This window comes from Streptomyces sp. NBC_01077, from assembly GCF_045162855.1.
Classification (GTDB): Bacteria; Actinomycetota; Actinomycetes; order Streptomycetales; family Streptomycetaceae; genus Streptomyces.
Genome location: NZ_CP108669.1, coordinates 953,158 through 965,930, shown reverse-complemented (window position 1 = coordinate 965,930; position 12,773 = coordinate 953,158). Strand labels below are relative to the sequence as shown.

General features: G+C 71.8%; 8 protein-coding genes. 5 read left to right on the top strand and 3 right to left on the bottom strand.

The window, feature by feature from the left end:
• Complete coding sequence (locus OG462_RS04365) at positions 1–1,842, bottom strand: FG-GAP repeat domain-containing protein (protein WP_406054607.1); 1,842 nt, start codon at positions 1,840–1,842, stop codon at positions 1–3.
• Positions 1,843–2,457: 615 nt separating this feature from the next.
• On the opposite strand from OG462_RS04365, the gene OG462_RS04360 reads away from it, so the two are divergent.
• From OG462_RS04360 to OG462_RS04340, 5 genes are all read left to right on the top strand, one after another.
• Complete coding sequence (locus OG462_RS04360; protein ID WP_406054605.1) at positions 2,458–2,961, top strand: hypothetical protein; 504 nt, start codon at positions 2,458–2,460, stop codon at positions 2,959–2,961.
• On the top strand, positions 2,961–4,355 hold the full coding sequence (locus OG462_RS04355) for a hypothetical protein (protein WP_406054603.1): 1,395 nt from the start codon (positions 2,961–2,963) through the stop codon (positions 4,353–4,355). Before OG462_RS04360 ends, OG462_RS04355 begins: the two co-directional genes overlap by 1 nt.
• Complete coding sequence (locus tag OG462_RS04350) at positions 4,352–5,677, top strand: VWA domain-containing protein (RefSeq protein WP_406054601.1); 1,326 nt, start codon at positions 4,352–4,354, stop codon at positions 5,675–5,677. The genes OG462_RS04355 and OG462_RS04350 overlap by 4 nt, the downstream gene beginning before the upstream one ends.
• Before the next feature lie 94 nt (positions 5,678–5,771).
• Positions 5,772–6,893 carry an AAA family ATPase gene (locus tag OG462_RS04345; protein WP_266901300.1) on the top strand — a complete coding sequence of 374 codons (1,122 nt, stop codon included), beginning with the start codon at positions 5,772–5,774 and terminating at the stop codon, positions 6,891–6,893.
• Positions 6,890–9,811: a hypothetical protein gene (locus OG462_RS04340; protein ID WP_406054599.1), complete on the top strand. Its 2,922-nt coding sequence runs from the start codon at positions 6,890–6,892 to the stop codon at positions 9,809–9,811. The genes OG462_RS04345 and OG462_RS04340 overlap by 4 nt, the downstream gene beginning before the upstream one ends.
• Positions 9,812–9,943: 132 nt before the next feature.
• Here the strand turns inward: OG462_RS04340 and OG462_RS04335 are convergent, their stop codons facing one another.
• Positions 9,944–11,287, bottom strand: coding sequence for a phytase (locus OG462_RS04335; protein WP_406054597.1), 1,344 nt, complete (start codon positions 11,285–11,287; stop codon positions 9,944–9,946).
• A gap of 173 nt (positions 11,288–11,460) precedes the next feature.
• Positions 11,461–12,771: a hypothetical protein gene (locus OG462_RS04330; protein WP_406054595.1), complete on the bottom strand. Its 1,311-nt coding sequence runs from the start codon at positions 12,769–12,771 to the stop codon at positions 11,461–11,463.
• Positions 12,772–12,773 lie beyond the last annotated feature (2 nt).

The window sequence follows — 12,773 nt, the reverse complement described above, 5'->3', positions numbered from 1 at the left end:
TCAGCCGGTGATCGTGTACTGGAGGGTGCCGCTGTACGAGCCGGGGACTGTCTCCGTGGGGATGTTCCACTGCGCCGTCGACCCGTCGTGGGTGAAGGCACCGCGGGTGCCGCCGTCGCCGGTCGCCATGGTCACGGCCGGGGAGAGGCTGGTGCCCGGTTGCGGGTCGGCGCCCTCGGGGAAGTAGCCGCCCGGGCCGGGCTTGGCGATGCCCGTCCACTGGCCGCCGGTCCCGTTGAGGTGTCCGCCGGTCGTGATCTTCAGATTGTTCCACCCGATGGTGTCCGTGCCGCTGACCAGGTCGGTGGTGGCAACGGTCACCGACCAGGGGGCGGTGGTGGGGAGGGTGTTGGTGTACGTGAACGTGCCGAGTCCGGCCGGGGTGCTGACGGTGCCGGATGCCGGCGTGCCGAAGTTGACGGCCGGCAGGTTCACCTCCATCGACAGGACACCGGGCGCCTTGGCGACCTGCATCGACATCGACTGGGCCGTGCGGTTCGGCTTCGAGGTGTTCAGCAGCACCTGCGCCGCAACGCCCGCAGCAGTGGAGGCGGCCGCCAAGTCGGGCCGACCGTCGGCGTTCAGGTCTCCGACAGCGTACGAGCCGTTCCCGCCGCCCTTCGCGTCGTACAGCGGGCCGGCGTTGCGGAAAGTGCCCGTGCCGCCGCCGAGGAGGACGGTGGGCTGGTTGTCGGGGCCGTTATTGGTGACCAGGTCCCGCTTGCCGTCCGTGTTGACGTCGGTGATGGCCACGCCCTCAAGAGCGCTGCCGCCGACCGGGTAGGTGACCGGGGCGCCGAAGGCTCCGGCGCCGTCGCCGAGGAAGACGGTGATCGTCCGGTCGGTGTGCGCGACGGCCACGTCCGGCTTGCCGTCGCCGCTCACGTCGCCGAGGGCGATGGCTCGGCCGAGGAAGACGCCGTCGGCGAAGCGGGTGGCCCGGCCGAGACGGCCCTTGCCGTCACCAAGGAGGACGGAGATGTCGGAAGTACCCATGTTCACGGTGACCACATCGGGCTTGCCGCCGCCGTTCACATCCCCGGTTTCCAAGCCGGAAGGGCGAAGCTGCCCGGCGGAGTAGCTGCTGGGCCGGCCGCCACCGACGTAGTAGTTGCTCGCGGTGCCCAGCGCGCCGGAGCCGTCGTTGGTCCACACCGAGACGTTGTCGCCGTTGGTGTTGGAAGTCAGCACGTCGGGCTTGGCGTCACCGTTCATGTCGGCGACCGTGATGTCCACGGGGAACATGGCGTTCGTCGACTGGTTGACCAGCGTCGGCGCGAAGTAGGAGGTGGCCGGGGCGAAACCGCCCTTGCCGTCGCCGAGCAGCGCGACGATGCTGCCCATGCTTTCCATGCCGTGCTGCGTGGGCTGCTTGGTCAGGGCCGCGGCGACGACCGCGTCCAGCCGGCCGTCACCGTTGAGGTCCGCGAGGGCGACCGCCGTCGGGTAGGTGCCGGTGTCGAGCCCGAAGGGGACACCGGGGCCGAAGCCGCCCTTGCCGTCGCCGAGCGCGGCCACCAGGGTGTTCGATCCCTTGACCGGGGTGACGAGGTCGGCCTTGCCGTCGCCGTTCAGGTCGCCCAGCGCCGGGGCGGTGCCCTTCCCGGAGCCCGCGGGCAGCGGGACAGCGGTCGCCCCGCCGAAGGAGACACTGGGATCCGGTGCGGCCTGGGCAGCCGGCGCCAGACACAGCCCGGCTACGAGCGGGCTGCGGAGCCGAGCACGAGCCCGGCTCTGCGTGGTGTGGAAGTCTTCAACGTACCTGCCCCTTGACGATGTTGAGGCACGCCGACGGGAGGAGTCGACCCGCGGTGGTGTGATGGGAGGGATGAACGCAGTCAACACCGCAGCGCAGGGAAAGATCAGTGGATGTCCCACCAGTTCCGGGGGCCGCTCCGCAGGTGTGACCTGGTGATTCCTACGATCGGCCAGCCGGCTGCGGATGGGGACACCCACCCCGGGCCCACGCGGTTGCGCTCACAGCCGCGGAGTGCGGAGCATGAGCGGCCTGGTGCGCGAGGGCGCACCCGTTCCCCGCTGGGCGGTCCGTGTGGCCCACGCCATCCCGCTGTGTGTCCTGCCGTCCGGGTCATGGCGTGTCGTGCTCGGGTTGGCCGGCTCGGCCCGCGATGAGCAGGCGGTAGTCGTAGTCGACGCCTGGGGCGCGGTGTCACCGCTGATCCCCGTGCGGTTCGCGGGGCACAACCCGCGAACCGCGTTGGACGGGGTGCTGCACAAGGTTCGCACCGGCTGTCGCTGGGCATGCACAGGGGCTGCGTGGCCCGGGTGTGCTTCCTCGGGCGTCGCCTCACCATGGCCCGGGTGTGCGCCGCGACCATCGCCTCTCCGTGGCCCGGAGACGCTGTTCTGAGGCGTTGTCAGTGGGCGGGGATAGGTTCGTTCTTGTTCCGCCGCAACGGCGAGAACATCCCCTTTGACGTGCATGGGAGAGGTACGTTGCCGGTCTGGGAGAGGTCGAGTACGGCGCGGGTGGTACCGCCCGCGCGACCGCGGAAACTCGCCAAGGTGCCGTTCGTCGAACTGGCCGACGGGCGGCTGCAGGGAGTCGTGTCCAGCGGGTCCGACGTAGGACGCGTGTACGTGTCCTCGATCGCGACCGGGACGTACGCGTTCGCCTGCAGCACCAACAACAACCGCCCCTGCGGCGGCGCGCGCGGTACGTTCTGCAACCACATCCGCGCGCTCGTCGGCGAGGCCGTCCTCCAGTACGGGGCCGAACGCGTCGCCCGGTACCTGAAGGCCGACGCGTCGGACACCGAGCCCGACGCCCACAAGCTGGTCGCGGTCATGACCGCCACGCGTCCCGAGCAGGGCGACACCTCGGCCGCCGCCCCCGTGTTCAGCCGGTTCCTGCGGCACCTCGCCTATCTCGAACTGGAGCCGACCACCGCGCCGCTGCCCGAGATGCAGTGGTTCCCGCCGACGAGGACGGCCGCCTGATGCGTACGGACCTGTTCACCGACCCCGTCGACGGGCTCGACGAGGCGCTGACCGCCGTCGACGCCTTCGACCGGGTGCTCGTCGCCGGACTGCTCCGCCCGCAGCCCGCCCAGGCCGCCGGTTTGGCAGCAGTCGCCACCGCCGTCGCCGGGACGCCGCTGGCCGCGCTGGTCGCCGAGGCGGCCGACAAGGCCGCGGCCGGGGCCGCCGGCGAGGACCACCTCGTGGCGCTCGCCGCCGCCCGCACCGCCCTCATGGGATCCGTGCACGACGCCCTGACGGACCGCGTCGCGGACATCACCGGCCGGACGCGGGCCGAGCGGAACGTCCCGGACGCCGCGGCGGACGAGCCCGGAGCCAACGTGCTCGCCGCCGCCCGCGCCTGGCTGTGCGACCTCGCCCGTGCGGGCTGGCAGGGCATCGACCACGAGCTGGTCGCCGGCGCGGCCCCCGTGGTCTCCGCGATGCTGCCGGACCCGCGGCTGCGCCGGCAGGCGACGCTGCTCGACGGCTTCGCGGCCGAACTCGCGGCCTCCTGCCCCGGCGCCACCCTGGACCGCGTCCCGGAGCGCCGCTGGGCCGACCTGTGGACGCGCGCGATGCTCCTCACCCTGCCGGGAGCCGCCCGGACCGCGGCCACGTCCACCGCGACCGGCCGCCTGCTGCCGCTCGGCGTGGACCTGCAGGAGCACGCGACCGCCGTGCAGGCCCAGGTCCACGCGGTCTTCGAACCCGCCGACGGAACGGAACCGCGTCTGGTCCGGGCGGCGGTGTCCGCGCCCAAGCCGGACACCGTCGTCGGCGCCGGCCTGTGGCAGCTGCTCCGGCCGCGCATGTCGCTGCTCGCCGCCGCGGGCGAGGGCCGCGCCCTGGAGATCGACGCCATGCCCGTCACCACCGAGGGCGATCTCGTCTGGGACGACGAGCGGGCCCGTACGGGCGAGCCGGCGGACCCGTTCGCCACGGCCCGGGTGATCCTGTCCACCGCCACCGACCCGGTGACCGCCCCGCTGGACCGCCACCCTGCCCGGATCTCCGTCCCCGTCTTCCTTGAGGGGTACGCGGCGGAGGGGGAGGACGACGGACAGCTGACGTTCACGCTCGCCGGGCACCGGCTGGCCGTCGACACCGACCGCGTCCCGGCCGCCGGTCCGCTCACCCCTGAGGCGGTCGCGGCGTCCGGCGCGTGCCTGGGGCTGCTCCGATGGGACGCGGGGGAGTTCGTCCTCCAGCCGCTCGCCGTCGAGACGACCGTCCGGAAGAAGACCGTCGCCGTCCACGCGGGTGCGTGGGCCGGAGGCACCACCGACAAAGTGGGTGCCCGGGCGGAGAAGGCGGCCACGGACACCGTCGCCGTCCTGCGCGAACGAGCCGGAAAGCTGCTGCGGAAATGACCGACGACAACCGTCGCCAGGTCCTCTACTGGCGACTTCTCGCCCGGCTCTTCGACCCCGAGGAGCAGGCCGCCCTGGAGTCGGCGAGCCTCGCCGTCGTCGAGGACATCGGCCTGCCGTCGGCGCTGCTCGACCCGGGCGCGTCCGTCGACTCCGTCGTCCAGCGCCATCCGGAACTGGCCGACGAGTTCGACGGGTTGATGACCCCGGAACCCGAGCCGGACGGCGCCCGCGACCGGGCGGCCGAGGTGCGCCGCGCCGCCCTCGCGTCGAAGCTGCTGCTCAACGTCTTCTCCACCGGATCGGGCACGGTCTCCGCCGGACAGCTGGCCCGCTGGCAGTCGGACGCAGGCTGGCTGGAGCGGTCGCTCGGCTGCCCGCCCGGCGGCCTGCGCGGTGGACAGGGCGCGGGGGCGGTCGTCGACGGCGGCGGCCTGGGGCCCGAACTCGGCGCCGTCGAGGCCGACCTCGTCCGCCGGATGCACCTGCGCGAGGTGCTCGCCGATCCCGCGCTCGCCGCCCGGCTCACCCCGAGCATGTCCCTGATCGAGCAGCTCCTGCGCGACAAGGGCAACCTCTCCGGCATCGCGCTCGCCAACGCCAAGTCCCTCATCCGGCGCTACGTCGACGAGGTCGCCCAGGTGCTCCGCACCCAGGTGGAGAAGGCCACCGTCGGGGAGCTGGACCGCTCGGTCCCGCCCAAGCGGGTCTTCCGCAACCTCGACCTCGACCGCACCATCTGGAAGAACCTCACCAACTGGAGCCCGGAGGAGGAGCGGCTCTACGTCGACCGCCTCTACTACCGGCACACCGTCCGCCGGACCACGCCCCAGCGCCTCATCGTGGTCGTGGACCAGTCCGGCTCCATGGTCGACTCGATGGTCAACTGCACCATCCTCGCCTCGATCTTCGCCGGCCTGCCGAAGGTGGACGTCCACCTCATCGCGTACGACACCCGCGCGATCGACCTCACCCCCTGGGTGCACGACCCGTTCGACGTGCTCCTCCGCACCAACCTCGGCGGCGGGAACGACGGTCCCGTGGCCATGGCCATGGCCAGACCGAAGATCGCCGAGCCGAAGAACACCGTCATGGTGTGGATCTCCGACTTCTACGAGTTCGACCGCTCACAGCCGCTGTTCGAGGGCATCGAGGCGGTCCACCGGTCCGGGGTGCGGTTCATCCCCGTCGGCTCGGTGACCAGCTCGGGACGACAGGAGGTCAACCCCTGGTTCCGGGAGCGGTTCAAGGCGCTCGGCACCCCCGTGGTCTCCGGCCACATCAACAAGCTCGTGCACGAACTCAAGACCTTCCTCACCTGAGACGCCCCGAGGCCCGGCCCTGCCGTTCACCCACTCCGCAGAAGCCGCCGGCCCGCGCGTCCCCCACCCGAGACCGCCCAGAAAGGCCCTTCGCATGTCCGACCTGCTCCGCGCTCCCGCCGAGATCAAGTACGCCGAGGAACTCGACTGGCTCGAGTCGATCGACGACAGCCCCAAGCCGTTCTCCTGGCGCCTCTCCCCGAAGATGGTCCGGCTCTTCATCCTCGGCTCCGAGCGGGCAGACGGCCTGGACCGGGAGGTGTCGCAGAAGTGGTTCGGCGACCGCAGCTTCGTCGAGCGCTCCATCGTCACCCTCGCCTCCGACCGCGGCCTGCTCCTGATCGGCGACCCCGGCACCGGCAAGAGCTGGCTCGCCGAGCTCCTCTCCGCCGCCATCAGCCGCAACTCCACACAGGTCGTCCAGGGCACCGCGGGCACCACCGAGGACCACATCAAGTACTCCTGGAACGTCTCGATGGTCATCGCCAAGGGTCAGTCCCGCGAGTCGATGATCCCCTCGCCGATCATGACCGCCATGGAGACCGGCACCATCGGTCGCTTCGAGGAGCTCACCCGTTCCACCAGCGACGTCCAGGACGCGCTCATCTCGATCCTCTCCGAGAAGTACATCTCGGTCCCCGAACTCGACAGCGCCGGCGGCGAGAACATCGTCTTCGCCCAGCCCGGATTCTCCGTCATCGCCACCGCCAACAGCCGCGACCGGGGCGTCAACGACCTGTCCTCCGCGCTCAAGCGCCGGTTCAACTTCGTCCGTATCCCGGTCGTGACGAACAAGAAGAGCGAGGCGGAGATCGTCCGCTTCCGCACCGAGGAACTGCTGCGCCGGCACGCGATCGAGCTGGACGTGCCGCCCACCCTCCTCGACGTCCTCCTCCAGAGCTTCGCCGACCTGCGCGCCTCCGCCGCCGCGGCCGGCAGCGACGACGAGAAGCTGGAGTCCGCCCTGTCCACCGCCGAGCAGATCGGCGTCCTGGAGGACGCGGTCCTGCACAGCGACTTCTTCGGCGAGCGCACCCTCACCGCCCGCGCCCTCGCCGCCTCTCTGGTCGGCACGCTGGCCCGCCGCGAGCCCGAGGACCTGGCCATCCTCAACAAGTACCTGCACGGCGTCGTCGAGCCGCGTGGCAAGGAGGAGGGCGGCTCCTGGCCCGAGTTCCTGGAGGGCGGCCGCGAAGCGATCGCGAAGCTGGCATGAGCGCCATCTCCGAGAAGCCCACAAGCCCGCCCTTCGCCGCCCTGCGCGGGCAACTCCACGAAGCGGCGGCCGAGTTCTCCGGCGGACAGGACGCATTGGAAGGCATCCTCCTGGGCCTGGTCGACGACGTCGACCGGGCGGTCGCCGAACCGCTGGAGATCTTCCCCGTCTGCCACCACTCGCCCGCCTCCGCCCTCGCCATGGCCCGCCGGCTGCGCGAGAAGCAGCCCAAGGTCGTGTACCTGGAGCTGTGCGAGGACATGGCGCCGCTCCTCACCGAACTGCGCAACTGCCGGCTGCCCGTCGCGGTGCAGGCCTTCGCGAGCGACATCGACGGCTTCCCGCCCGACTGGGCGCCGCTGTCCGTCGTCGCCCCGATCACCGAGGCCTCCGCCGAATACCAGGCCGTCGCATACGCCCTCGACACCCCCGGCGTGGAACTCGTCCTCGTCGACCGCTCCTCCGACCACGTCTTCCAGTGGGACACCCGACGGCCTGCCGACGGCGGGACCCACGCGGCCGGGACCGAACCCGAGGCCGCCCTCCACGGCGAGGCCGTCGGCGTCGAGATCGGCGACCTGCGGCCGCGCTTCGCCGAGCTGGAGGAGCACCTGCTGCGCCACGGCAAGGTGCGGCACTGGTCGGAATGGTGGCACCAATTCGTCGAGGTCCCGCTCGGCGACAGCGACCACGACACGTACCGCCAGGTCATGTTCCTCATCGGCAGCCTGTTCCGCCGGCTCGCCCCGGGCCAGGGGGAGCGGGTACGGGTCGACGAGGACCGCGAGCGGTACATGTGGACCCGGATGCGCGAGCACCTCGCCGCGACCGGCACCGACCCGGCGGACTGCCTGTACGTGTGCGGCGCCTTCCACGCGGCCAGCCGCGTCGACGAGTTCGGAGTTCATGGCACCGGTGACTTCGCCATCTCACCGCGGACCGCCACGACCTGGCAGTACGGGCTGATTCCGTCCAGCCACGCGGCGATCGAGGCGCAGTTCGGCCTCGCCCCGGGCTCGGTGTCGATCGCCGCGACGGAGTGGGCGAAGAACCTCAAGCGCACCCGGGTGAAGCCGTTCCGCCTGGAGGGGCAGGCCGGCACGAAGAAGCCGGGCGCGAGGAGGACGGCGGCGAAAGCCCCCGCGCCCGTACTCGCCTCCGATGCCGGATCCGCACCGGCGGAGGACCGGCTCACGGGGTTCCTGCAGCAGCCCCCCGTCCTCCACACCCTCGACGAGGCCGAACTGCTCGGCTGGTCGGTGGACATCGTGCGCGCCGCCCGCCGCAACGGCTATCTGGCCTCCACCGCCGACGCGATCGCCGTCTTCGAGACCTCCATCCTGCTCGCCGCCATGCGTGACCGGGCCAAGCCCACGCCGTACGACTTCCAGGACGCGGCGGTCACCTGCATCGAGAAGGACACCGTCCCCGGCCGGCGGGACGTGCGCCGACTCGTCGAGATCATGATGGGCGGCGACCGGATCGGCCAGGTCGGCTACGACGCGCTGCCGCCGCTCGCCCGTGACGTGCACGACCGACTGGCGCCCCTGGAGCTGAACCTCCAGCAGCGGGGTGTACGGCGAGCCCTGCTCGACATGACGTCCCGGCCCGAGCTGCGCGCCTGCTCGGACGTCCTCTGGATGCTGCGCCGCCTGCTGCCGCCCGGCGCGGCCCGCACGGTGATGGGGGAGCGGCGGCTCGGCGAGCGGTCGATCCAGGAGTCCTGGGACCTGTCGCTCGGCACCCACCAACGCGCCCTCATCGAGCTCGGCTACGAGGGTGTGAGCCTGGAGCAGGTACTGGAGCAGCGACTGCGCCGCACCGCGTACGGAACGCAGGCCACCACAGCCGAGGTCCTGGCGGCCGTCGAGGGCGCGACGCTCTACCTCGGCGGCCGGCGCCTCGCCGACGAGCTGGGTACCCGCGCCCTGGAGGTCCTCGCCGGCGAACGTACGGTGGACGGGGCGCCGGAGGTACTGCGGCGGGTGCGCGGTCTCCTGGCGTACTACCGCACCAGCGAACCGGTCCTCCCGACCTGGATCGAGTCCTTCGTCAGAGCCGGGTACGCGCACTACTGCACGCTCCTGCCGACGGCCTTCCGCGACGAGGACGCGACCGTGGGGCAGGTGGCGGCGATGCTGGGCTTCCTGTTCAGCATGGAGAGCCTGGCGCTCTCGCTCGGCTGCGACCGGACGCAGCTGGAACTCGCGGTCGCCCAGTCGCACCCGCGGGACCCGGCCAAGACGGCCCTGCTGTGGGCCGCCCAGGTCCAGCTCGGCACCCTCTCCCGGGGCGAGCTGCGCGGCCGCTGCGACGAACTCCTGGGCAACCCCCTGGTGGTGCCCTCCTACCCCCGCTACCTCAGTGGCTTCGTGCACGCCCTGGAGCCGGTGCCCGGACTCGCGGACGTCGTCGTGGAAGCCGTCTCCAACGCCTTCGCGCGGCTCCCCGACCCCGTACTGCTGCCGTGGCTTCCCACCCTCATCACCACGCTGCGGTCGAACGCCGCCGAGCTGGCCCCGCTGCTCATCCGCGAGGCGGGCCGGATCTTCCCGGCACGGCTCGCGGCCCTGGACGCCTGGGTCCCGCCGTGGCACGAGCAGCCCCAGGTGCAGGCGCCCCCGGCGGCGGCCGCGACGCGCGGCGCGGCGCTGCTCCCCCTCCACCCGGAGACCTGCGACGCGGTCGCGGAGCTCCTGGGCTGCACGGACGGCTGGGCCCCGGCGGAGGATCCGGCCACTGGCCCGGCGGGCGCGGCACTGCTGTTCACCCACCGGGCCACCTGCGACGCCCTCGCGGATCTCCTGGGCTGCCGGGAGCCCTGGGCGCCGACGGCCCCGGTGCTCCACAGCGAGTCTCTGACGACGAGGCACCCGGCCACGGCGCGGGCGGTGGCGGCGCTCCTCGCGACCCCGTGACAACGCACCGGCCGCCGGGTCGTCAGGACCCGGCGGCCGGTGAGGGAAAGCGGTCGTGAGAGCGACAGCGGTCGTTGACGGGAAGGCGGTCGTGAGGAGACTCCGTCGTCGACGGAGTCCGGGACCGAGGCCTCAGTCGTCGATGGCGTCCAGGACAGGGCCGAGATCGACGAACTTGAAGTTGGTCGCCGGGCGCTCACCGTCGCCGGGGGCGTCATGGCCGTCCTGTACGACGAGGAGCCCGTGCGGGTACTTGGACCCGAGCGGCGCGTTCAGTGCGGCGGCGCCGTCGCACTCCTCGGAGCCGTCGAGCGCGCCGCTCGCGGGAGCGACCCGGAAGCCGCCCTCGTACTCGTTGCGGTCCCCGAGCTCCCGGTCGTAGGCGGCGAAGGTGTTGTCGCCCTGGCTGGAGGCGAGGAGGTAACCGTCACCGTCGGACTCGGTGACCAGCGTCAGACCCTCGACGTCCGAAGAGATCCTGGTCCCGCCGAAGCCGGGATCGGCGCCCGGCGCGCACTCCTCGGTCTCCTCGTCGTAGACGCCGGGGACCCCGTACTCACGGACCTTGTCGAGGAGCTCGGGCGTGCCGGTGAGGTCGGCGCGCAGGCGCCAGATGCCGATGTCCTCCTGGCCGGCGTAGAGGGTGCCGTTGGCGGGGTCGACGACCATGCCCTCGACCTGCGGCAGTTCGCCGGGCTCGCCGCAGGGGGCCCAGGAGGTGCCGTTCGGAAGCCGGAAGGTGGCCGGCAGGTCCAGGGTGCGGATCTTCCGGTATGTGACCTTGCCGTCTGCCGCCGGGAGCAGTTCGAGCAGCGCGATGCTGGTCCGCTCGCGACGGCTGACCAGCGCGAAGGACTTCCCGGACACCGGGTCCGTCCAGGTCGCCAGACCGTACGCGGTCCGCTGGTCGTTGATCTCGGCCTGGTCCTGCGAGAAGACGGCCGGGGCGGCGGGGTCGGTGACATCGGTCAGCGGGCCGCCGGCGCGGTTGCGGTCGATGCGGTAGAACCGCAGCCGGTCGTGGCCGCGATCGCTGGTCACGGCAAGGTCGGCCCGCCCCGAGGAGAGCCGCAGGCCCTGCACGAGGTCCACGTTGTTGAACCGGCCGGGGGCGTCGTCCGGCCCGGCGGCCGGAGGTGCGGCTATCGACTGCACCGGTCGCGCGTCCAGGTCGTAGACGCGCAGCCCACCTTCCTTGGCGGTCGCGATGACGAGGCTGCGGCCGGGGGCGGCGGCGTTGCGCCAGATGGCGGGGTCGTCCGCGTCGGCGTTGCCGCCCGCGTCGTCGTCGTGCAGCACCGGCGTCTCCGCGCGGGGGGTCACGACCGGCAGCGAGCCGGCGGAGCCGCGGTGGCGGGCCTGGGCCTGTGCCTCGGCCTGGGCGGGCACGGCCTGGGCGGGCACGGCGAGGGCCGCTGCGGCGAGCGCCGTGGTGACGGCGAGCACGAGCGACCGGGCGGTACGGGGGCGAATCACGCAAGTCTCCTCAGGAGGGGGGCTTGTACGTCCTGCGTGAGCGTGGTGCCCCTCCGTGTCGGTCCGGCGGCCGCTGCCCCACCGGATGTCCGAAGTCCAGGTGTACGCCCGGTGAACCGAGGCGCGGGCCGCGACCGTTGCCGCGGCCCGCGCAGGTGTCCGGCTCCCGGCGATCAGGCGGGGTTCTTCACGTCCGCCAGGTAGTTCGCACCGATGAGGCAGTCACGCATCTCGTAGCGCGGCGCGACGGAACCCGTCCAGCGGAAGAAGCCGGTCGCCCCGGTCGCGGTCGACATGTCGATGAACCGGCAACCGTCGTACAGGACCTTGCCGTACGTGGTCGCCGTGGCCCCGGTCGTCACCTGGTGCGAGCCCATGAGGCCGCAGTCCACGTACCGCACCATCGGGCCCCGGGCACCGTTGGCGTTGAAGTCGTAGACGTGCGTGACCGCGTTCGGCGCCCAGGACTTGAAGCTCAGCGCGGTGTCGTCGCACGACACGAACGTGATGTTCCCCTTGTACCACTGGGAGTCGATCACCTTGTGGCCGACACCGCGCAGCTCGAAACGGATGCCCTGCGCGTAGAGCCGCATGACGGAGTCGGCACGCGTGGTGGCGCCGGGGGTGAGCTGGAAGAACGTGCCGGTCGATGAGGCGTCGGTGAGGATGTAGGAACCGCCGATGAAGTTCATCGAGCCACCCCGGTTGTTCTTCACGAACACCCCGGACTGGTACTCCACCTTGCAGTCGCGGAACCAGTAGTTGAGGAACTGGTCCTGCTGGGTCGCGGCCGTCGTCATCCCCATGACGAGGAACGCGTCGGAGTAGGAGCCGCCGACCTGGCAGTGGTCCCAGCCCATCTCGCTGTTCAGGTTGGACGTGGTGGCGGGCCCGTCGAGGCCGATGCCGCGCTTCCAGCTGCCGCGCCACTCCACGTCGCTGTACCAGGTGTCCTGGACGCCGTAATCGGCTGACGAGTAGGCGTAGTTGAAGCTGGACGTCGCGTTCGTGCTGGTGAACGTCAGACCGGAGATGCGGATGTTCTTGTAGCGCTGGTAGTTCGTCCACAGCGTGGTGTCGTCCGCGGCCGGCGAGTACACGATCCGCGACAGGCGCTTGCCGTATCCGGTGATCGACAGTCCGTCGACGATGCCGCCGTTGCCCTCGCCGTTGACGTTCGGCAGGAGCGAGTCCGGCTGGGTCAGAAGATAGGTGCCGGGCGGGACGACCAGCACCTTCTTCGGGATGGCCCCGGAGATCGGGCCGGGCTGGAACGAGGCCAGCACCTCGGCGGCGGCCGCGCGGAACGCGGCGTCGCTCGGGGTGGCACCGGTCGGGTCCGCGCCCTTGCTGATGACGTCGACGCTGTACGGGTCGTCCCCGGAACCCGCCGCGTACGCCGTGCCGCCCCCCATCGCCACTGCTCCCGCAGCGACGCCGACTCCGGCCGTCGCCATCCCGCGCATGACGGAACGGCGGTCCATGC